Annotated in this window: 16 protein-coding genes; 5 read left to right on the top strand and 11 right to left on the bottom strand. The window is 65.3% G+C overall.

Annotation, left to right across the window (positions count from 1 at the left end):
• Positions 1-987 precede the first annotated feature (987 nt).
• Positions 988-2,649 (top strand): hypothetical protein, encoded by a 1,662-nt coding sequence (locus tag ACPDIT_RS00495; protein WP_423440589.1) that lies wholly within the window; start codon positions 988-990, stop codon positions 2,647-2,649.
• Here the strand turns inward: ACPDIT_RS00495 and ACPDIT_RS00490 are convergent.
• From ACPDIT_RS00490 to leuS, 6 genes are all read right to left on the bottom strand, one after another.
• Positions 2,625-3,335 carry a hypothetical protein gene (locus ACPDIT_RS00490; protein ID WP_423440587.1) on the bottom strand — a complete coding sequence of 237 codons (711 nt, stop codon included), beginning with the start codon at positions 3,333-3,335 and terminating at the stop codon, positions 2,625-2,627. The genes ACPDIT_RS00495 and ACPDIT_RS00490 overlap by 25 nt on opposite strands.
• A gap of 413 nt (positions 3,336-3,748) precedes the next feature.
• Complete coding sequence (locus tag ACPDIT_RS00485) at positions 3,749-4,273, bottom strand: DUF2726 domain-containing protein (protein WP_423440585.1); 525 nt, start codon at positions 4,271-4,273, stop codon at positions 3,749-3,751.
• A 42-nt stretch (positions 4,274-4,315) separates the two neighbouring features.
• Positions 4,316-6,934: a M16 family metallopeptidase gene (locus ACPDIT_RS00480; RefSeq protein WP_423440583.1), complete on the bottom strand. Its 2,619-nt coding sequence runs from the start codon at positions 6,932-6,934 to the stop codon at positions 4,316-4,318.
• A 124-nt stretch (positions 6,935-7,058) separates the two neighbouring features.
• On the bottom strand, positions 7,059-7,493 hold the full coding sequence (locus tag ACPDIT_RS00475; RefSeq protein ID WP_423440581.1) for a Minf_1886 family protein: 435 nt from the start codon (positions 7,491-7,493) through the stop codon (positions 7,059-7,061).
• A 4-nt stretch (positions 7,494-7,497) separates the two neighbouring features.
• Entirely contained in the window at positions 7,498-7,635 is a 138-nt protein-coding gene (locus tag ACPDIT_RS00470) for a hypothetical protein (RefSeq protein ID WP_423440580.1), read from the bottom strand.
• Between the two features lie 23 nt (positions 7,636-7,658).
• Positions 7,659-10,442, bottom strand: a complete 2,784-nt coding sequence (leuS, locus tag ACPDIT_RS00465; protein WP_423440578.1) for a leucine--tRNA ligase — start codon at positions 10,440-10,442, stop codon at positions 7,659-7,661.
• A gap of 968 nt (positions 10,443-11,410) precedes the next feature.
• Between leuS and ACPDIT_RS00460 the strand changes: the two genes are divergently transcribed.
• Both ACPDIT_RS00460 and ACPDIT_RS00455 read left to right on the top strand, forming a co-directional pair.
• Positions 11,411-12,709 carry an FAD:protein FMN transferase gene (locus ACPDIT_RS00460; RefSeq protein WP_423440576.1) on the top strand — a complete coding sequence of 433 codons (1,299 nt, stop codon included), beginning with the start codon at positions 11,411-11,413 and terminating at the stop codon, positions 12,707-12,709.
• Entirely contained in the window at positions 12,706-13,824 is a 1,119-nt protein-coding gene (locus ACPDIT_RS00455; protein WP_423440574.1) for a response regulator, read from the top strand. Before ACPDIT_RS00460 ends, ACPDIT_RS00455 begins: the two co-directional genes overlap by 4 nt.
• A 313-nt stretch (positions 13,825-14,137) precedes the next feature.
• Here the strand turns inward: ACPDIT_RS00455 and ACPDIT_RS00450 are convergent, their stop codons facing one another.
• Positions 14,138-15,328: a phosphotransferase enzyme family protein gene (locus ACPDIT_RS00450; protein WP_423440572.1), complete on the bottom strand. Its 1,191-nt coding sequence runs from the start codon at positions 15,326-15,328 to the stop codon at positions 14,138-14,140.
• A 384-nt stretch (positions 15,329-15,712) separates the two neighbouring features.
• Between ACPDIT_RS00450 and ACPDIT_RS00445 the strand changes: the two genes are divergently transcribed.
• Both ACPDIT_RS00445 and ACPDIT_RS00440 read left to right on the top strand, forming a co-directional pair.
• Positions 15,713-16,927 carry an AGE family epimerase/isomerase gene (locus tag ACPDIT_RS00445; protein ID WP_423440570.1) on the top strand — a complete coding sequence of 405 codons (1,215 nt, stop codon included), beginning with the start codon at positions 15,713-15,715 and terminating at the stop codon, positions 16,925-16,927.
• A gap of 73 nt (positions 16,928-17,000) precedes the next feature.
• The gene (locus ACPDIT_RS00440) at positions 17,001-17,663 is read left to right on the top strand and encodes a PEP-CTERM sorting domain-containing protein (protein ID WP_423440568.1); all 663 of its coding nucleotides are present in this window, start codon (positions 17,001-17,003) and stop codon (positions 17,661-17,663) included.
• Positions 17,664-17,863: 200 nt separating this feature from the next.
• On the opposite strand, the gene aat is transcribed toward ACPDIT_RS00440, so the two are convergent.
• The 4 genes from aat to ACPDIT_RS00420 form a co-directional block, all read right to left on the bottom strand.
• Positions 17,864-18,535, bottom strand: coding sequence for a leucyl/phenylalanyl-tRNA--protein transferase (aat, locus tag ACPDIT_RS00435; RefSeq protein ID WP_423440566.1), 672 nt, complete (start codon positions 18,533-18,535; stop codon positions 17,864-17,866).
• 24 nt (positions 18,536-18,559) lie between these two features.
• Positions 18,560-19,039 carry a hypothetical protein gene (locus ACPDIT_RS00430; RefSeq protein ID WP_423440564.1) on the bottom strand — a complete coding sequence of 160 codons (480 nt, stop codon included), beginning with the start codon at positions 19,037-19,039 and terminating at the stop codon, positions 18,560-18,562.
• Positions 19,036-19,344, bottom strand: coding sequence for an ATP-dependent Clp protease adaptor ClpS (locus ACPDIT_RS00425; RefSeq protein WP_423440563.1), 309 nt, complete (start codon positions 19,342-19,344; stop codon positions 19,036-19,038). Before ACPDIT_RS00425 ends, ACPDIT_RS00430 begins: the two co-directional genes overlap by 4 nt.
• Positions 19,345-19,714: 370 nt before the next feature.
• Complete coding sequence (locus tag ACPDIT_RS00420) at positions 19,715-21,739, bottom strand: SpoIIE family protein phosphatase (protein ID WP_423440561.1); 2,025 nt, start codon at positions 21,737-21,739, stop codon at positions 19,715-19,717.
• Positions 21,740-21,985: the final 246 nt, after the last annotated feature.

The raw sequence follows: 21,985 nt of genomic DNA, 5'->3' as shown, positions 1-21,985 counted from the left end.
GGTCCGTGAGGAAGAAACCCCGACGCCTCGCCTGCGGCCGGGCAGAGAGGAGGACAACCCCAGCAGGCTGTTGCGAGAGGCCTTGTTGGAAACTACGAGCCACGGTTTTTTCGAGGAGATCTCCGTGCTTTGGTCCAGAAACGACTCTTGCCGCGGCCTCCTGGTGTTCTTTGACTGGCGGCCGGGACGGAAAAGACGGAGGCGAAGCGGACGTGCCACACACGGCCGAGCCCGTTTCAGGAACGGTGCGTTCCCCAGTCTTCGTTTTTGTCACCACCCCGGGAACGGTCGGCTTGCAAAAACGTCCATGATCGGGAAACCGCCATCCTGGGGGTCACCCGCGCTGCAGGCCGGCAAGCTGTAACTGCTGGCTTTTGGCGGACCTTGGCAGAAGTAGTTCCACTGGCTGGCCCGCCCGATCTGGAACGCCGCCAGCCACGCGGTCTTGGAGGCGCTGCGCGCCGGTCGCCTGCCTCCTCAACGGCGCAGGGAATCTCAGGCACGTATGAACGATCTGCTGCGTCATCGCGAAGGCATTGACCCCTGGCGGCAACTTCTCGCTTCCCCGCGTGCGAGCTGTACGCCGGGCGCTCGCGATTGCGAGTGGTTCGCGCGCAGGGGCATGGACCTTGAAGGGGAAACCAACCGCCGATTCCAACGCCGGGGCCGCAGTTGCCATTCGATCCGGACCGGTCGCCTCTCGCAGGTCCGACAAGCCGGCACAGCTCCAGCACGAGCCGGACCAGTGGAATCCCAAAGCCCAATGCCACCTCCAACCCGAGCTGCCTCAGTCCCCCCGCAACTCACAGTTGCGGAACGCTGGCCTCTGGCGGTGTCGACGGACTCCGGCCTTGCGTCGCAGGGCTGCTCGAGCTTAGGGTCTCACCCGCAGTTGGGGAGCCAGAGAGGAAGCGGTGACATCGGAACGGGCGAAGTCAAAGGGACCGGTGCGTGAGGGGGCTGGCCATCGAGACAAGTGTCCGAGCCATGAATCTGATTCGAGGATGTCGAGGGGTTGGTAAAATTGTGCTTCGATTCCGTCTCCCGGGGCTCATCGTGTGGTTGGGATTGTCCGGGGCGTGGCCCTGGCTCGGGACGGCACACGCCAATGTTTATGCCACGCACATTCGGCTTTTCGGCAGCCTGCAGCCGGACTCCGGGGGCACGGTGGAGATCCGTTACGTGCTCAACGAGCCGGCCACGGCAGGGGTAACCCTCGAGATTCTCCAGGGAAACGTACCGGTCCGCGTGATGTCCCTGGCCGGCGGCGGACCGGGCACGGTCCGCGGGGAAAACACCGTCGTGTGGGATGGGAGGGACATGTTCGGTCAACCGGTTTGTTGCGGGAGTTATCGCGTGCGCGTGACCGCGGCCGCGCATGGATTCGAGACCTGGACCCAGACCAGCGACGATTTCAACCTGGGCAATTACGTCTACGCCCCCACGGGCATTGCGGTGCACCGGGATCCGACGAGTCCTTTTTACGGTCGCGTGTTTGTGGCCAATGGCAGGGCGGGTCCGAATGCCGAGTTCATGGAGGGCGATCGGCCCGGCATTTTGAGGTTTCACGCGGATGGATCGCCCGTGGAGGAGGGTGCGTGGACCGACGGGGGCTGGCCCTGGGCTGCGGACGGGACCAGTCCGGGCGACTTGGAGGTGGGTGCCAACGGTTGGCTCTACGTCTGGGATGGGGCGCAACAGCTGTTGCTGCGCTTTGGCCCGGAGGTGTCGTCTGCGAGCCGGCGGGTGGCCTGGGGGCCGGGGAATTCGCCCCAGGCAGACGCCTCGATGACCGGCTTTGGACTGAGTCCTAGGAGCCAAATGGTCCGCCTGTGGATGGCGCAAGCGGTGACCAGTGCCGGTCCAGGGGTGTACGGGTGGTTCTTGGACGCCGAGGGCGTGGCAGAGGCGAACGATCCGGGGGTGTTGGCCGTGGTGGCTGGTGCAGGTTCGGACCTGACCGTGGCGCCTGCGGATGTGGCGGAGGGGGCTGGGGGTTGGCTGTTTGCGGTGCAGCCCAGAACGGCCAGTGGGGATCCGGCGCCGCGCGTGCTGGCGTTTTTTTACTGGACCAACGAGCCGGTGGGGTTGCGAGAGGCGACCTGGACCGTGGGAGCCGGGGACGACAATTTGCGTGGCGCAACGGCCGTGGCTGTGGATCCGATGGGGCGGTATCTGGCCGTGGCGTTTCGCGGGGTGTTTTCCGGTGGAATCCATCGCGGGGGCCGCGTCATGATCTTCGATGCCGTGACGGGGGAGCCGGTGGCGACTTTGCCCCGGACCGACCAGGCCTACTCGGCCGTTGCCTGGGACGCAGTGGGGAACCTTTACGTGGCCTCGCTGAGCGAATCGGTCTGGCGCGTGTACTCTCCCCCTGGCGGCAATGCGTCCAGCACCCTCTCGATCCAGACGGTGGAGGTGACGGAGCCGTCGCTCCGACCCGTGTTGGAAGCCCTGCGTTATGAAGCCGGCCAGTTATGGCTGGCCCTTCGCGGCCGCACCAACACCAGCTATGTCGTGGAGGGATCCGCCGATCTGCGCCAATGGAGTCCGGTCACCACGGTGAATCTGGGCTCCAGCCCGCGGCGCGAGTTTCCTGTGTCGGCGGAGCAGCCGCGGCAGTTTTATCGAGCCCGACCCGGTCCGTAGTGGCCGTGTGGACAGGTCCGGCGGGCCTGCGGCTTCTGCGATCTGGCTTTCATTTCCCAGATGGATGTATCGAGGTCTTTTGGGGAAAGGCCCAGAGCCGCGCAGGCTTTCTCCATCAGGTGCAGCGCGTCTTCTGCCGTGACGCTTTGGCCCACTGCCCCGGCCACGAAGCCTTGAAGATGGCGATCGGGCTTGATCGTCGAGGCGCCGAGGAGCATGCGCAGGTATTGGAAACCAACCAGGGCAAATCCACGGATGCCGAGTGCCCGGTGCTCGTGGGGCCCGGCCTGTTCAGCCCAGCGTCGCAGGCTGGCCGCCTGTTCGTCTTCCGCGGTTCCCTTTGCGATGCTGAGCAGGAACTCGACCACACGCGCCAGCGTCTCGGCACGGCCGGCGTTACGCGGGCGAAGTTCAGCGGCGAGAAAGAGGGCGGGTGTGGGATGGCGCTGAATCAACGCCTGAAGTTGGGCCAGCGTGGTGAGGTCGGGGTGAGCGCGTTGGAACGTTTGAACCCGCGGCGCCACGACCGAGTCATAACGGAGTCCGAGTGAGAGAACGCAGTCAACCACGCGGAACGGGATGGCCATGGACCAGACCGGGTCCTGAGAGGGCTTGATTTGGGGCCTCAGATTTTCGAGGGCCGCAGTCAGGCGGGCAAGGTCTGCTTCGGTGACGTTGTGCTTCATACGAGCCAGCGAGCTGGACGTTGGCGTTCGATTCGGGCGCTTGAGTTGGCGGGGGTCGTGACCGGCACAGACATGGCCATTGAAGCCCAACGGTCGTTGCCTCCGTTGGGCAGGATCCCTCATGGCCGGGTGAAGACCTGTTCCTCCGGTCTACGGACCGGCCGTGCCTGCTTCCCGAGCCCCCAAGGGGTATCGGCATCGGCAGGGGGCGAATTGAGCGAATCGGGGCAGCGGCGGAGGTAAGCGCCAGATCGAAACCTGGAGTTGACCGGACCGAATCGACGGCTGCCCCGGCCCTGTGAAGCACTCGCAATGTCTGGAAACCGATCCGCACGGCCGTGAAGCACGGTTGTCGCCGCAGCATCAGGTCCGCGACAGGGAGGAGTGCCGCCCGCGATTGCAGCAGCGCCGTTTCAGGGTGGGTGATCCCCGGACGATCGAAGCCACGGGTCGAGCCGGGCGCGCAATTCCGAGGGCGCGTAGGCTGCGGCTGCGGGAATGCGCAGCAACGGAATCCCCGCAGCGGCCAGCGCGGATGCCACGAACTGATCGCGCGCGGCGCGGTGTTTCCAACGGTGCGAGCGATCGTCCAACTCGATCACAGCCACAACGCGAAGCCAGTCCGGGTCGCAAAGAACGAAGTCCACATGCTTGCCGAGGGTCCGATTGAAAGCGCGTCGATTTGCCGGGCGCGAGAGGCCGGGTCTGGGGCGGATCAAGTCGGCCAGCCGGACTTTGGCGAAGACGACGCACCTTCCGCCCAGGACTTGTTGGAGAGCTCCGTAGAAGGATCGCTCGGCAGGGCTGAGCAGCACGGGGACTCGAACGTAGGGCGCATCCAGGGACCGTGAGGGCGGTAACAGGTGTCGTCGCAGGAGGAAGGCGACGACGGCCAGGGCCAGCACGGCCACAAAAACCGGCAGGGCCGACGAGGTCATGGGCGGGCGTTGCGGCGGTGCTGTTCGGCCGCTGAAGGCTGTTCAACCTTCCGGTTGCTGTTTCCGCTTGGACTCGGGTTCGAGAATGGCCAACACGTAGCGGTCGGGGTCGAGATACCGGGCGGCCACAGAGCGAACTTCCTCCAAGGTAACGGCTTCGATGCGCGCGTCTTCGGCGTCGAAGTTCTGGTAGCCGAGGCCGTAGAGCTCGTCCAGGGCAGTGAGTTGTGCCAGGTTTCCGAGTTCCTGGCGGGCGATTTTCTTTTGGCCGAGGAGCTTGGCTTTGGCGCGCTCCAATTCCTCCGCAGTAACCCCGCGGTCGCGCAGCAGGCGGGCCTCGGCTGCCAGCTCGCGCTCGACGCGGGCCGCCCTGGCCGGGTCGGTCCCGGCGTAAAAGGCGAAGTAGCCCGGGGACAGTCCCATGAAGTTCTGGGCGCCGACGTAGTAGGCCAGGCCGAGTTTTTCCCGGACGCGTAAGAAGAGCCGGGAACCGAGGTCGCTGCAGAGTTCCTGGATCAGTTCGAGGGCGAAACGGTCCTCGCTGTCCAGGCGCACGCCCGGCCAGCCCATGACCAGGACCGCCTGTCGTTTCTCATGGGTTTCGCGGATGCGCTCCGCCTGTTGGGGTGAGCGGGGCGGAGAAAGGTGCAGGCTTGGAAGGGAGGACGCATTGGGCCACCGGCCCAGAACCTTTTCCACGGCTTTGTGCGTAGTGTCCGGATCGATGTGGCCGAAGACGGCGAGCACACAGTTTTGCGGCAGGGTCCATTGGCGATGGAAATCGCGGACGAGGTCGCGGTTGAGCCGGGCGAGGCTGGTCTCGGTGCCGAGGGTATCGAGGCCGTAGCCGGCCGAGCCGAACAGACCGCGGCGCAGGGCCAGCAGAGCCCGGGTGAGCAGGTCGTCCTTGCGAGCGCGGAGTTTGGCCAGTTGAACCTCGCGCTCGTGCGCGAAGGCCGCTTCGGGAAACGTGGGTTGCAAGAGGACCTCGGCCATGAGTTCCAGGGCCAGGGGGAGATCGTCGTGGAGCACCTCTGCGCTCACACCGAAACTGTTGTTGCCGCTGTAGGTGTCGAGGGGACCGCCCACGGACTCGATGGTGCGCGCGATCTGCTCTGCGGAACGTCTCCGGGTGCCCTTCAGGAGAAGTCGGGCCATGAGGGCGGTCAACCCGTTGGTCTCGGGGGTCTCCGCCAGGACGCCTCCCTGGAAGACCGCCCGCAATTCCACGAAAGGCAGGCGCTGGTCCGGTTTCAGAAGGAGACGCAATCCGTTGGCCAACTCCACCTTTTGAATGGGTTCACTCCGGGTGCTGGGGAGTGTGACGGTGGCCCGGGGAACGCGACCCTTGGGCCAGAGGCCGTACAGGGTGCGGTTTTCGGGCACCAAATAGGTGCGGGCCACGCGGAGCAGATCGGCGGGCCGCAGGCGCTGAATGGCTTCCAGGTAGCGCTGGGAAAAGCCCAGATCGTTGGCCAGCAGCCAGCAACCGCCGAGGTCCTGTGCCTGCCCGGCCATGGTTTTGCGCGTGGCCAGCAAAGCCGTGGTGCATTGTTTGACGGCTTTCTGCAGCTCGCTCTCGGTGACCGGACGGTCCTGGAGCCGCTGGATCTCGGCGAAGATTGCGCGTCGGGCCGAGTCGAGTTTGTCGGGCTCCATGGTGGCGCTGAGGCCAAAGAGCCCCGGGAGGCTGGTGGTGTAGGTCCAGGCATCGATGCTGGTGACCAGCTTCTGCTTTTCGCGGATCTGTTGATACAGCCGGGAGCTGCGACCCTGGCCCAACACGGTCGCCAGGACTTCCAGCACGGGCAGATCGGGATGACGCGCATCCGGGATATGCCATGCGACGTGGAGGTGGCCCAGTTCGATGGGGGCCTCTTCCAGGATTTCCCGCGGCGCGGTTTGGCGGGGTTCCTCGGGGAGGACCTCCGGCGGCAGCGGTTTGGCCCGGGATTGGGCGTATGCCTGCTGGATTTGCTCGAGCACGGCGGCGGCGTCCACGTCGCCAACGACCACGTAGAAGACGTTATTGGGGGCGTATTTTTCGCGATAATAGGCCAGCAGATCCGCACGCCGCACGGCGTTAAAGAGGTCGGGATACCCGATGATGGTGAAACGCAGGGGGCTGCGGGTGTAGGCCACCTCGAACAACCGTTGACTGGACCGGCGATGGGGATCGTCCTGGCACATGTCCATCTCGCGCCGGATGACGTCCTGTTCCTTGGCCAGTTCGGCCGCCGGCAGCGTCGCGTGCTGCATGATGTCGCAGAGGACGTCGAGGGCCACGCGGGTGCCCGAGGAGGGCACATCGATGTAAAAGACCGTACGGTCGAAGGACGTATAGGCGTTGATATAGCCTCCGGCGGCCTGGACCTCTTGATCGATGCGGGAGGCCGGGCGGGTCTTGGTGCCCTTGAAGAGCATGTGCTCCAGCAGATGGGACAGGCCGGCGCCGAGCCATCGACCTTCGTGGACGCTGCCGGACATGCACCAGGCTTGCGCGGACACGACCGGGGCGCTGTGGTCCTCGCGCACGATGATGGTCAGGCCGTTTTGGAGAGAAACGAGTCGAATGTCGGGCGGGACCGCCGGCAAATCGCGGAGGGGCCGGGGCGGGCTGGCCACCAGACGGGTGGATCGGAGAGGGGGAGATTTTCTCACGGAAGCTCCTTCGGCCGTTTCGGATCGGTGGATCCGGCCGCCCCTGCTTTTAAGAGGGATGCCCGCCGGCAGGGGGCGGCCCGGATTGCGCCGGGGCTGGACGACGAGTGGGGTTTGTGCACAGTCAGTGGCCGGCGGAGGCGGTTCTGCGTTCCTTTTCCCAGGCCGCCTGTTTGCTGGGCGGCAGGAAGGGCTTACGGAAGGCCTCTTCGAAGTCGTAGCCGTTCTCGAAGTCGGCCCGGCTGTCCTGTTCGGTTTTGGCCAGAATGCCCGCGTCCACCATGTTGAAAACGATTTCGCCGAAGTCGCGACAGGAACGGATGTTCCATTCTTCGAACACGGTCAGTGCCATGGGACCGAACTGCTCGATGGCGTAAGCCCGAATGCCGGCCAGGAGTTCCTGCCCGGTGACGTGGCGCAGTCGGCCGCGCTGACCGCGGCTGACCATTTTCTGGGTATACTCCAGGGCTTCGCGAACGAAATGGTAGGCATCCCGCGGATACCGCGGGTCTTGAGCCACGATCCGATCCAGTGCCTGTTCCAATGCCACTTCGTGCATAGTGTCAGGGTCGGGTCGGCTCAACCCACGCCGGTTCGGGTGGAGGTCGGGTTTGCCGCAGGGTGCGGACGGCCCATCCCACCAGCAGCAGGCCCAGGATGACGCACAGGACCTGTTGTTCCCGGCGGGTCAAGCGCCACATACCGCTTAACCATAGCGAAGGGATCAGCTCACCGCAATGTTGACGAGGCGACCGGGCACGACGATGACCTTGCGAACGGTTTTCCCGGCCAGGTAGGGCTGCGCCTTTTCGGCGGCCAATGCGGCTTTTTCAACGGTGGCGGCATCCGCATCGCGGGGCACGCGAATTACGTCGCGGACACGCCCGTTGACCTGCACGGCCATTTCGATGGTCTCTTCGATCAACAGGGCGGGGTCGTAGGCCGGCCACGGTTCGTAGGTCAGGCAGGGTACGGGCGCGGCGGGCGCAAAGGTGCGGTGCCACAACGCCCACAGTTCCTCGGCCAGATGTGGCGCAAACGGGGCCAGCAGTTGGAGGAACGTCCGCAGGGTGCGGGCCGGACGCACCTCCCAGGTGGAAGCGGTGTTGGTGAAGATCATCATGGCGGAGATGGCCGTGTTGAAGCGGAGCGCCTCGAGATCCTCGGTGACCTTCTTGATGCAGGCGTGGAGGGCCCTGGCCTGGGCGGCGTCGGCTTCCACGTCGCGGATGGAAGGGTGCATTCGCAATTGCGTCAACAGGCCCTCCTGCTGCTCCGCCGGAGTCACGGTGAGGGCCTGCTCCAGTTCGGTTTCACTGGCCTCGTCCACGAAGAGTCGCCAGACGCGGCCCAGAAACCGGTAGACGCCTTCGACGCCCTTGGTGCTCCAGGGCTTGGTGTCCTGGAGCGGGCCCATGAACATCTCGTACAATCGAAAGGCGTCGGCGCCGTACTGGGCCAGGATGTCGTCGGGATTGACCACGTTGCCGCGTGATTTGGACATTTTCTGGCCGTCCTCCCCGAGGATGAGTCCCTGGTTGACCAGTTTGTAAAACGGCTCGGGTGTGGACACGTGGCCCAGGTCGTAGAGGACCTTGTGCCAGAAGCGGGCGTAGAGCAGGTGGAGCACGGCGTGCTCGGTGCCACCCACGTAAAGGTCCACTCCGGGGGTCCGGCCTTCGGCGGGATCGCTGCCCATCCAGTAGCGCTCGGCCGTCGGATCCACAAAACGCTGGCTGTTCCGAGGGTCCAGGTAGCGCAGGTAGTACCAGCAACTGCCGGCCCACTGGGGCATGGTGTTCGTCTCACGACGGCCGCCGTCGGGCAGCTCCACCCAGTCCCGCGCGCGGGCCAGCGGCGGCTGGCCGTCCGGGGTGGGTTTGTAATCGTCCAGTTGCGGGGGCAGGACCGGGAGCTCCGATTCCGGGACGGCCTCGTGATACCATTCTCCGCGGGGGTCCTGACGCCAGACGATGGGGAACGGTTCGCCCCAGTAGCGCTGGCGGCTGAAGAGCCAGTCCCGCAGCTTGTACTGGACGGTCCGGCGGCCCAGGCCCTTGCTTTCCAGCCATTCGACGATGCGTCGTTTGGCTTCCGGTGTGGGCAGGCCGTCCAGGCAGATGTCGGGACCCCGGGAGTTGACAGCCACGCCGTCGCCGACGAACCCGCGCCAGTCGGTGCTGTCATCCGGCGGTCGAACCACCTGCACAATGGGCAGGCCGAATTTTTGTGCGAACTCCAGGTCGCGCGTATCGTGGGCGGGCACGGCCATGATGGCTCCGGTGCCGTAACTGAGCAGCACGTAATCGGCGATCCAGATCGGAATTCGACGGCCGTTGACCGGGTTGATGGCGTGGGCGCCGGTGAAGACGCCGGTTTTTTCGCGAGCCAGGTCCGTGCGTTCCAGATCCGATTTGCGCTGGACTTCCGCCTGGTAGGCTTCCACGGCGGCCCGTTGTTCGGGGCGGGTGATCCGGGGCACCAATGGATGTTCCGGCGCCAGGACCATGTACGTGGCCCCGAACAGCGTGTCGGGTCGGGTGGTGAACACGCGCAACTGACGTTCGTGGGGCGGCAGGTCCGGATCGTCGATCGTAAACACGACCTCTGCGCCTTCGCTGCGGCCGATCCAGTTGCGCTGCATTTCCTTGAGCGAGGGGCTCCAGTCGATCAGGTCCAGGTCCTCGAGCAGGCGATCGGCATAGGCGGTGATGCGGAGCATCCACTGGCGCATGGGCCGGCGAACGACGGGGTGGCCCCCCACTTCGCTGCGGCCGTTGACCACCTCCTCGTTGGCCAACACGGTTCCCAGGGCGGGGCACCACCAGACCGGAGCTTCGGCCACGTAGGCCAGCCGACGCGCGTCGCGGTAGGCGCGACGTCGTGCTTCCAGTTCCGGGTCAGCCCGCTGCCCGGGAGGCAGCTCCAGTTCCGGTGGATAGCGCAAGGTGTGGATGGGCTCGGCCCGCCGTGTCTCCGGATTGAACCAGGAGTTGTAAATCTGAAGGAAAATCCACTGCGTCCAGCGAAAGTACGCCGGATCGGTCGTGTCCACCTCGCGGGTCCAGTCATAGCTGAACCCGAGGCTCTTGATCTGGCGACGGAAGGTGGCGATGTTGCGCTCGGTGGTGATGCGCGGGTGCTGCCCGGTTTTCAGGGCGTATTGTTCCGCAGGCAGACCGAAGGCGTCCCAGCCCATGGGATGCAATACGTGCAGGCCCTGGGCGCGACGGTACCGCGCCAGGATGTCGGTGGCGGTGTAGCCTTCCGGATGGCCCACGTGCAAGCCGGCCCCGGACGGGTAGGGGAACATGTCCAGGATGTAATACTTGCGCGGGAGCTGATGGCCATTGACCCGGCCGGCCAGGCCGTGTCGGCGCGCGAAGGGATGGTCGGCAGGGATCTCCTCGCCCGGATTGAAGGCGCGGAAGGTGCCGGTCTGCTCCCAAATCCGTTGCCATTTGGGCTCGATGAGATGGAACGGATACAGTTTACGCACGTTACCCATACAGGGGCCGCAGTTTGGTCAAGGGCAAGGAGCGGGGCAACGGCAGAATTGGCATGGGGGCGGCCGGGCCTGTCATGCGGAAGAATTCGGGGCCGCGGCCGGCCCGCGAATCTCTTTTCCCAAGCGACAGCGTCCCTGCCTCCGCTGCGCTTTCTTTGGTTCGCAGCACATGCCGCCTTCGTATCGGGATGGAGAAGACACGAGCCCGCGCCCGGTTCGGATCCCGGACTCGGCCGCGCGACCGATGGGTTGAAGCGCTTTGGGGTGCATGCAGGTGCGGTCCTTCCCGGACTTTCAGGCGCGGCGTTCCCCACCCGGCCCGGGCATGCGTCGCAACTGTACGGCCCCGGCCAGGCAGTCGTCAGGCGGGCTCGGGTTTTGTCCCCAATTCATGCCACATGACGAACGGATGCGCTTCGCTTAGTCAGGGAGTGAGAGTTCAGGAGCCGTGGAAGCATGGCTGTAACGCGCAAAACGCGAACCGTGCAGCGAACCATGCGGATCGACTTCCGCGCCGTGCAGTTGCCCGAAGAATACGATTGTCGGAAGCAGAGCCAGACCCGCGCTGCGCGAGAGGGTAATTGTCGCCATCTGCAACGACTTTTTTGCGGTTTTGTCCTCAACCAACCATGTCGAATCCCTCTCTCGGCAACCATGTTGCCAACCCGACCCGGCAAAGCGGGCCGGTGAATCATGGGGACCGGCCCCCGGGACGGGCATGTGAACTCTGAGGGATTCGACGAGGATGCAGGACGGGGTGACAGACGACCGGGCCAGTCTGTCACCCCACACTTCTCCGAGTTGAACGAGCCGGCCTCGGAATGTTCGGGGCCGGCCGTTTTACTCTGCTTCCGTGGACTGCCCGAACCTCCGGTGGCCGGAGCCGACGTGAATTGGCCCCGGAGCCCTTGATGGGGTCCGGGAAGAGCGACTTGTCCCGGCGCGTCCGGTTGCGGAAACTTCTCGCTGTGCAAGTGAGGCTGGAGTTCGTGCATTGGTTGCGCCGCGTCGGTTGCTTCGGTCCCCTGGCACTGGGTTTGGGCCTTTTGCTCGCGGGGTGCACCGCATGCGCCGGCCGGCGGCAATCCGCGGGGTGGACGCGATTCGAGTTTTCCGAGCCACAGATGGGCATGGAATTCCGCGTGGTGTTGTACGCACCCGACGCCGGCACTGCGCGTCATGCCGTCAACGCGATGTACCGTCGAGTAACGGAGCTGAACCTGATTCTGAGCGACTACGAGGAGGACAGCGAGCTGACCCAACTCAATCGGACCGCGGGCTCGGGTCGTGCGGTGCTTGTGAGTCCGGATCTGTGGCGGGTCCTGGAGGAGGGACAACAATGGGCGCAGCGCACGCGCGGTGCCTTCGACATTACGGTCGGACCCGTGGTCCAGCTCTGGCGGAGAGCGCGGCGTCAGCACGAGCTGCCTCCTCCCGACCGATTGGAACGGGCTCGCGCGGCCGTGGGATACGCATACCTGGAGCTGGACCCGCCAAGGCGCGCCGTCCGCTTGACTCGACCGGGGATGCGGCTGGATCTGGGCGGGATTGCAAAAGGGTACGTGCTGGATGAGGCGGTCCGGGTGCTGGAGCGGCACGGGCTGCGACGGGTCCTGCTGCAGGCCGGCGGTGATCTGGTCGTGGGCGATCCCCCGCCGGGGCGACCCGCCTGGCGGGTGGAGACGAGTTCCGCGAGCGGACCGGGCGCCCCACCGGCCCAATCCCTGCTGCTGCGGCGTTGCGCCCTGGCCACCTCGGGCGATCTGTTCCAATATGTGGAGATCGATGGAGTCCGATACTCGCACATCGTCGACCCGCGGACCGGGTTGGGGCTGACGGATCACAGCCTGGTTTCCGTGATTGCGCGTCGGGGTATGACCGCCGATGCGCTGGCGACTGCGCTGAGCGTGCTGGGCCCGTCAGACGGAATCGCGTTGGTGGAGGACACGTCCGGAGCGGCCGCCCGAGTGGTCCGGAAGGTGTCGGGTCGGTGGGAGATTTGGGAGAGCCGCCGCTGGGCACGTTATCCTGTGCCAGCGGCACCGCCCCCGAGTTCTGCCGAAGCGGCGCTGGGCCGGCTTTTGCCCGCCTCCCAGGGTTCCTGTTGCCGCCCGCCGTGTTCCTGCTTACGTTGGGCGGGTGAGGCAAAGGATGGACGGAGGCATGCCGGGCTTCGACGCCCAACCGGCCGAGGTAGTGCCCGGAGCGGATCGAGACTGGCCCTGCGTTTGCTCTGTTCTGACCCGTGGCGCCCATGGGCGGGATGAAGAAGATCCTGGTGATTGATGACGAACCCGGACTCCGGGAAATGGTCCATGCGGTCCTGACCCGACGCGGGTTTGCTGTCATCGAGGCACCCGATGGCAGGGAAGGGGTGGCGTTGGCCCGGCAGCAGCAACCGGATCTCATTCTCTGCGACATCAACATGCAACACATGAACGGGTACCTCACGCTGGCGGCGTTGCGGGAAGATCCGGCCACCGCCGCCATCCCGTTCATTCTCATGACGGGGTATGCGGATCCCGCCGGCATGCGGTACGGCATGGAGCTTGGCGCGGATGATTATCTGCCGAAGCCCTTCACTCCGGAACAACTTCACGCGGCGGTGGAGGCCCGCCTCCGTAAGGCCCAACAAATCCGGGAAGCGGCCGAGCGCAAGCTGGCCGATTTACGGGACAGCATCAGCCTTGCCCTGCCGCATGAATTGCGCACGCCGCTCAACGGCATCCTGGCCTACGGCGAGTTGCTCAGCAGCGAAGCGGCCTCGCTGCAACCGGAAGAAGTGGCCGAAATGGGCCAGGTCATCGCCGAGTCGGGCCGACGTCTCATGCGGTTGGTGGAGAACTTCCTCATTTACGCCCAGCTGGAATTGCTCGGCACGGATACGGAACGAGCGGCGGCCCTGCGGCAGAAGCGGACGGAACAGGCGCACCTGATCGTGGAAACGCGGGCGCGCGAAGTGGCCAACCAGTTCGGACGGTTGGAGGATTTACGGTTGGAACTCCAACCCGGGGTGGTGCCGATGGCGGAGGAATATGTGGCACGCATGGTGGAGGAGCTGGTGGGCAACGCGTTCAAGTTTTCGAAGAAGGGCACGGAAGTCACCGTGCGCCTGGAGAGCACTGCCCAGGGCTGCTGGTTGCGCGTGAAGGATCAGGGCTGCGGGATGACGGCGGAACAGTTGTCCCGTATTGGCGCCTACGTGCAGTTCAACCGCAAGGTGCGCGAGCAGCAGGGGCTGGGGCTGGGCTTGACCATCTGCCGGCGGTTGGCCGAGGTCCACGGCGGCGCCCTCACCGTGGAGAGCGAGCCCGGCGTCGGAACCACGGTGAGCGTACAATGGCCGACGTCGGAAGCCGCAACGCACTCGCAACCGCTCTGACCGACGCCCGACTGCCGAGGGCCCCGCTTCCCCATGGCCGGATCGGGTGACTGCCGCCCCGCCCAACGACAGGCGATGCGTCGCCGCGGAGAACGAGCACGGGGGTTCCCTCCCGATCCTCGCCGGCACATACCCGGGCGGGCGCCGGAAAGGCAAGGCGGCCCCGGGGACTCGGACAGTCTGCCGGAGGACTCGGGCTTTCGCAGATTGGCCCTCGCATCTTCCGGGGAGATTGTGTGCCTTTTGCCGGTAAAATGAGTTCCCCTCCCGCCAGCCGGGCACCTTCGAAACCGGCGCGTTGCCGCGTGGCGGGTCAGCTTTCTGCCGTCGAGTGGCCGGCCACGGAACGCCGCCCGACCCGCAATTGCCGGGGCCGCCTGCGGGTGGGACCGCCGTCCCAGCGATCCACGATGCGCTGCATGGCCTCTTCCTGTTGCTCGATGGATTCCACCAGTTTGAACTGGGTCCGACACCGATCGAGGTTGTGACCGGGCCGGTGGATGCGGAAGTACATGTCGCCGGTGAGGAAATCGGTCAGGAACCGGAGTCCCGTTTCGAACGTGATCAGTTTTCCGGCAAACGGCAAAAGCCGGCGCTCGGCCGGGGTGAGAAACGCGCCTGCGGCGCTCAAATAACCTGCGACGAGCTTCTCGAAGACCGGAAGCTGCATGCGCACTTTGCTCAGATCCCGCTCGTCTTCCAGGGTCGGACTCGTCGTGGTTCGGACCATGTCGCCGAAGTCGTACAGCGCACATCCCGGCATCACCGTGTCCAGATCCACCACGCACATCGCTTCCCCGGTGGCCACATCCATGAGCACGTTGTTGAACTTGGTGTCGTTGTGGGTGATGCGCTCGGGAATGCGGCCGCGCGCCATGGCGTCCAGAATGACCCCGGTGATGGACTCGCGGCGCAGGGCAAACTCGATCTCAGCGCGGGCCTCCCGGGCGCGATTGGCCGGGTCTTTCTCCACGGCCTCCAAGAAGGCCGCGAACCGCTTCCGCGTGTTGTGGAAATCGGGAATCGTCTCGTGCAGCCGGGGCCCGGGCAGATCCACCAACAGTTGCTGAAACTCTCCGAATGCGCGACCCGCCTCGAAGGCTTGCCCGGGAGATTGCACGGCCTCGAACGTCTGAACTCCCTCGATGAACAGGAAGGTCCGCCAGTAATCGCCGTTCCGATCCACGTAATAGGGCCGACCGTCCCGGGCCGGAACGATGGTCAAACACCGGCGGGTGATCTGCGACACTCCGCGGGCCTCCAGCTTCTGGCGCAGATGGCGGCAGACCCGTTCCAGGTTCTCCATGACCGCCGGCGGATCCTTGAACACGTGCCGATTGATCTTCTGGTGCACGTACCGGACCCGGGTGCCGCCCTGATCGTAGGTGGCGGAGTAGGTTTCGTTGATGTGGCCGATCTTGCAGGTTTCGGCATGAAGGATTTCTCCGTAAATCTGGAACTGCCGCGAGATCTCCTGCAATTGCTGCTCTTCGTAGACGGGCATAGCTTGCAATCGCCTGCCAAGTTGCCGCACGCCCCGCACCGTTGGCAACGGCAAAGGCGAGCAGCATGCATGTGAGGGGGGCGCAACGAGGCCGCATGGCGAACCTCCGGCCCGGGCGACCGCTTTCCCCGGGCCCACCCCGGGAAAGGATTGCGCGGTTTTCAACCGACCGGATCCCGGCACCACCGGGCACCACCCGGCGCCTCGAAGCGACAGGCAGGTGGTGCCGCGGCCCACACAGGGATCGGTGGTCGGCTCCGGATCCAACGAACGGGCTTTGTGTCGGCGCATGGAAGACTTGACGGCCGGGGCCGAACCGGGTGGCGTGGTGCTCGGCAGGAGCGATCCCACCAGGGCGTCGTTCCAGCGCATCGAGGGAACATCATGATTCCGACGGAACAGGCTGCTTGGGCCACAGAAATCGAGCGGCATCTCTTTGAACACATCCTCCCCTTTTGGGCCGGCCCGGCCATGGAGCCAGAGGGCAGGGGTTGGCACAGCTGGCTGACTCATGATTTGAAACCGGATCCGTCCCGGCCGCGGGGCCTGGTCCTCAACACACGCATCCTTTGGACCTTTGCGGCCGTACATGACCGTCGACCCGAAGCGCTTTTCCATGACCGGGCGGAGGTTGCGTTGAGGTGGGTTCGGGACCGATTTTGGGACGCCGAGCACGGGGGCGCGTTCTGGCATCTGGATGCCGCGGGGCGGGTGCGGAACGACACCAAACAGATCTACGGCCAGGCCTTCGCCGTGTACGCGATGACGCAGTATCATCTTGCCTTTTATGCGCCGGAGGTGCTCGAGCAGGCCCGCACGCTCTACCGGCTCGTGGATCGCCACGCCCGGGATGGGCGCCACGGAGGGTATTATGAGGCTTTCACGCGCGACTGGTCCGCGCGGGCCGTGTCCCTGGTGGGCGGACAGGAACTCGGCGCGGCCAAGTCGATGAACACGAATCTGCACGTGCTCGAGGCGTGGACGACGCTTTACCAGGCCTGGCCGGAGCCGGAGCTGGCGTCGCGCCTGCGGGAGTTGCTGGTGCTCTTTTTGGAAAAGATTCTCAATCGACGCACCGGCCATCTGGAACACTATTTCGCGGAGGACTGGCGCGTGCTGTCGGACAGCTACACCTACGGTCACGACATTGAAGCCAGTTGGCTCTTGTGCGAGGCGGCTGAGGCCCTGGGCGATGCGGAGTTGCGGAAGCGGGCCGGGGCGGCTGCGGTTCAAATGGCCGCGGCGGTTGAGTCCGAGGCGCTGGGGCGGGACGGAGGCGTGGCCTACGAGGGGCGGGAGGGCCGCGTGATCCACGCGCACCGGGACTGGTGGGTCCAGGCAGAGGCACTGGTCGGTTTCCTCCATGCCTGGCGCCTTTCGGGACACGATCGCTACTTCCAGGCGGCGCGGCGGGTGTGGGGCTTCATTCGCGACAGGGTGGCCGACGCCGAGTACGGGGATTGGCATTGGCGGCTGGACCCCGCGGGACGTCCGGACCGATCCCAACCGAAAGTCAGCGAGTGGAAGGGACCGTACCACTCCGCACGGGCCTGCCTGGAGGCGGTCCGGAGGCTGACGCAGCCTCACGGGGTGTCGTGATTTCTGATGACATGACAGCGCCACGGCGTGACCTAAACTGGGGTCTGCCAAATCGCAACCCAATGGTACGATTATGAGAACCCGCATCACAACGCTCGCCGGTTTGCTCGCGACAAGTGTCGTTCTGCAGGCGCAACCCCAACTTCTCTACACTTTCGATTCCGGGGTGGAGGGGTTCCAAAACGTGGTGTGGCGTCCCAGCGACCCGGCCGGTTGGGCCGGCGGCGCGACCATCCAGCAGAACCACACTGCCGGCGGTTGGCAGAATCTACTCACCAAGGAGTTCAGTTGGGGGCCGGGCGGGGGTTCGGACAATCAGCAACTGACGATGCAGGCCATCGTCAATTACGGCTCGCTGGCACGGATCAGCTTCGATGTCATGGTGGATGGCAAGAGCTTTCCCCCGGATGCCTCGGGTTGGTTTCAGCTCACGATTGTGGGCAACAGCGACGGATCCGCGGGGTGGACGCAGCGGGAAAATCAGTTCACCCCCACTGGCTGGCACAATGCCAACGACAATACTTTGATCACGCTGCACGTTGACCAGGAGGTTTCGTGGCTCGGCTGGGAGCCGGGCGACACGTGGTTCCAGCTCTGGACCGGGGCCAATTCGGACTCGGCCTTTCCGGTGAACTTCTATCTGGACAACGTCCGGATTTATGTTGTCCCGGAGCCGGGCATGCTGGCGCTTTTTGGGTTGGGCGTCGGCATGCTCCTGCTCCGCCGAGGTCGCTGAGAGGGTCGCCTGATTCTCAAGGGTCGGGCCGCTCCGGGTCTCCGGAGCGGCCCTTGCTTTATGCAAAGGGGGATGACCGGTGTAGCCGGAGCCCTCACTGGAAACGCCAGCGGCGGGGTCTGCGCTCTCGTTCGATGGCATCAGCCGGCAGCGGCGACAAGCAGGGGCGGGGTGGTCAGGAATGCGCCGGTGCTGCGGGCTCAGAAGCGGCAGTCCTTTTCAAGCGCTGCCGCAAGCCGCCGGAGATACTCATCGCGCGGAATCTCGGTGGCCCCCAGGAGACGAGTGACCGGCGTGAGCATCTGGGTGTCGAACAGTACATAGCCCTGTTGCCGCAGATGCTCCAGCAGATGCACCAGCGCCACTTTCGACGCATTGCTGACGCGATGGAACATCGACTCGCCGGCAAAGAACCCTCCCAGGGCCACGCCGTAGATTCCGCCGACGAGCTGGCCGTCCAACCACACTTCCACGCTGTGCGCATACCCCAGTCGGTGCAAGGTGGTGTACGCCTGGATGAACGCGGGTGTGACCCAGCTTTCTTCCCGCCCCGGCGCCGGTGCGGCGCAACCTTCCATGACCTGGCGAAAGGCGCGATCGTGGGTGAGCTGGAAGGGGACCTGACGCATGACCTTGCGGAGGCTGCGCGGCACGTGCACTCGATCGAACTCGAAAATCCCGCGCGGGTCCGGTGACCACCACGTGATGGGGTTGTCGGTCCATGGAAAGATTCCGCTGCGATAGGCCAGCAACAGGCGCTGGGGCGAAAAATCGCCGCCAATGGCCACCAGGCCCTCGGGCGGGGCCGTACGGGGGTCGGGAAACCAGAGCCGCTCCCCGAGCAACGTGGGCAGTGGACGCCAGGTGCGCATGGACGAGTCCTTCGCGAGACCAAATCAGGGAGCCGGGCCCTGTTGCACCTCCTGTAACAGGCTGATTTCAAACCAGCCCGCCAGCTCCATCGTGGCCGCGTGGTGTGCCTTCTCCGGGTCGGAGGGGAGCTTGTCCGGCAGGGGATCGGGACAGCCCAGGGCAATCCAGCTGCCCACGCGCACGTCGTTCAGTACCTGCAACAGGGTTTCCAGGTCACCGGGTCGGAGGTGAAGGACCCAGCCCTGGGGCTGGCGTTGCAAGACCTCCGGGTTTTCCAACAGCTGCAGGATTTGCCGGCGCGTGGCGGCTCGTTGCTCAGCCAGTGCCTCGGCCAGCAGGGTTTGGATCTCGGCGGACTCGGGATCTTCCGAGGCGACCGCCCGGTGACGCACGTGCGCGGGGGGAACACAGGGATAGGCCTTCACCAGATCCAGCAGCACGACTCGCTCGGTGGCCGACAACCGGAACGTCATCCGGTCCCCGTCAGTGCGGATCAATTTCATTCGGCGCGCTCCAGCGTGGCGTGGAGATTGTAGTGTTGAAGTTGATGAACGTAATGTTCGGCCTTTTCGAGCGTTTCCCGCGTCAACACGCTGCGGCCCTGGTGATGAACCTGCAGCATGTGGAACTCGGCCTTGTGCCGTGGCCACCCGAACACCACCTGAAACACGTGGGTGACATAATCCATGTAGTTGACCGGGTCGTTCCAGCAGACGACCAGCCAGCCGGGATCGAGCTCCGACTTCGGGCGGTCGGAGACATCCGGCTCCAGATCCGGTTTGGACGTGGTATCCGCCGCGTGTGTCATCGCTTGTAACCATAGGACCGGCGGGAAGGTTTGTCGAGGGACCCGACCGGCCGATGGACCCGGGGGCAGATGACCTCAGCAGGCCCGTTCCCCATTCCCCGGGGCGAAGGATCCCTCCGCCACCCAGTTGCTGGGGGCCGCCGGGTGGGGGATCGGCCCTGCACGGGTCTGCCATACGCGCCGGGGCTGCGACGACCGGGATTGTCGCGCCGGGGCGGAGCCGGCGGCGGGCGCCCTTCGGAGGCAATCGAGACGTGTTTTCGGGTGAGCCATACCGCCGGGAGCGCGTGGCCCGGGCAGAAGGCAAGGGAGGCGCATCGGCCATCTCCAGGGCGACACAGACACAGCGGCGCGCCGGCCGGCCGGGTTGTCACGGATGCCCACGCGAATGGGGAATCGGATGCCGGAACTCCAGCCCGAGCAGGCAAACGTCATCCTCGAAACTGCCGGTTTCACTGAAGTTCTGTGCCTCGGCCAGCAGGGCATCGAACAGCTGGGCCGTCGGCTGATGCAGGCGGGCCTGGATGGCCGTCTCGAGCAGCTCGGTGGAGTAGAGCTGCTGGGCTGCGTTGTGCAGCTCGTACAAACCGTCCGTGTAAAGCATCACCAGGTCGTGCGGTTCCAGGGCAACTTCCGCACTCTGGTAGGTCACCGACTTCAGAAGACCCAATGCAGGCTGGGGCGCCGCGGCCGGCCAGGGGAGCAGGCGCACCTCGCCGGCGGTCCGCCGAATGTGGAAGGGGCGCGGATGTCCGGCATTTGCGTAGCGCAAGAGGCCCGTCTCGGCGTTGGCCGTCAGGCAACACGCCGTGGTCATCAAGCCCGTGTCGTCGTGACGCAGGATCGTAAGCAGCTCCTGATTCAGGCGGGTGAGCAGCATTCCCGGGTCGCCCGCCAGGGGTTTGAGCTCCTCCAACAGGGCACGGATGACCGCGGTTACCAGCGCCGAACGCACGCCGTGGCCCGCCACGTCGCAGAGAAACACCGCCGCTTCGACCTCGGAAAGGGCCGCAATGTGGAAGAAGTCGCCTCCCACCTCCCCCGCCGGCCGATACCGTTGCGTGAAGTGAAACGCACTGTCGGCCGGCGACGCGCCGGAGGGGAAGACCGGGTGATGCTGGGGCAGCAGCGCCAGCTGCACCTCACTGGCCATGCGAAGTTCCTCGGCCATCTGCAGGTTCTTCCGCTGCAGTTCGGCCTGGCTCCGCGCCAACTCTTCATTGGCCTGGCGGATGCGTTGTTCGGCCAGTCGTTCCTGGGTGATGTCCCAGAAAATACCCTGCAGGCCGATGATCTGATTATGGGCGCCGCGGAGCGGCGTCTTGATGACCTGCACGATCATTTTCTCCCCGGCGGGGGTTTGATGTTCCTCCACCAGTTTCAGGGTCTGGCCCGTGGCGAGGACGCGGGCGTCATCGCGCTGGTATTTGCTGGCCAGCTCGGGCGGGAACAGGTCGTAGTCCGTCTTGCCGACAATGGCTTCCAGGGGACGGCCCACCGTGCGGCAGAACTGTTGGTTGGCGAAGGTGAACCGGCCCTGCACGTCCTTCCGGAAAATGTTCTGCGGAATGGTCTCGACCAGGGAATGGTAGAGGGCCTCGGAATTGCGGAGGCGTTCCTCGGCGCTGCGACGCTCGGTGATGTCCCGCACCGTGCCCTCGTAATAGAGGAGCTTGCCGGATGCGTCGCGAACCGCGCGGCAGTTCTCGCTGATCCAGATGATGCGACCGTCGCGGCGAAACACCGCGGATTCGAAGTTGGTGAGCACCTCGTGCTCCTCCATCAGGCGCATGAACTCCTCCCGGCGCCCGGGCTGCACGTAGAGCGTGTCGCCGATATTGGTGATGCTGCGGATCAACTCCTCGGGACTGGAATAGCCGTAGAGACGCGCGAGGGCCCGATTCGCCATGAGATAGCGGCCCTCCGGCGTGGTCCGAAAAACGCCCTCCGTGAGATGATCGAACATCTCGCGATACCGCGCCTCGGCATCCAGCAAGGCCATCTCGGCGGCGTGCCGCTCCATGGCATAACGGAGAGCGCGTCGCAACCACCGCGCGTCGAGCTGGCCGTGGACGAGGTAGTCCTGGGCCCCGGCGTGGACCACCTCGACCGCCAGGGCTTCGTCGTCCACGTGGCCCATCACCACCACGGGCACGCGCGGTGCCGCCTGCCTGAGGAACGGGAGGTTGGCCAGTCCCGCGCCCTCCGGCAGGAAGAACTCCAACAGCACCACGTCGAAGCGATCGGTGCCCAACCGCCGCACGCCCTCGGCCAACGAAGAAACCAGCACCACCTCCGGTGGCGTCTCCCAGCCCTGTTCGAGCAGGGGACGCAGCCTCCCGACCGTGGTCGGGTCGTGCTCGATCACCAGAATGCGCAACGGTTGTTCCGGCATGTGGAGAGATCCTCCCGGCCCGGCGCTTCATGTCGCATGCGCCGGGTCACGGAAAACATGTCAGCCCGTCGGAGTCGCCGCAAGCGGTTTGCCCTGATCCCATCGCGACGGATTTCAAGGTTTTGGACGCCCCGGAAAGCACGGGGGCGTTTCGGACGTCCTCGGCATGGGACAGCCCCGCGGAACCGGCATTTGCCGGGGATTCTTGAGTCCCGGGGGCCAAAGGCTGCCCACGCGTCCATACTT

Source organism: Limisphaera sp. VF-2, from assembly GCF_049537125.1.
Taxonomy (GTDB): domain Bacteria; phylum Verrucomicrobiota; class Verrucomicrobiia; order Limisphaerales; family Limisphaeraceae; genus Limisphaera.
The sequence above is the reverse complement of the archived record's forward strand: the minus strand, read 5'-3'. Positions and strand labels throughout refer to the sequence as shown.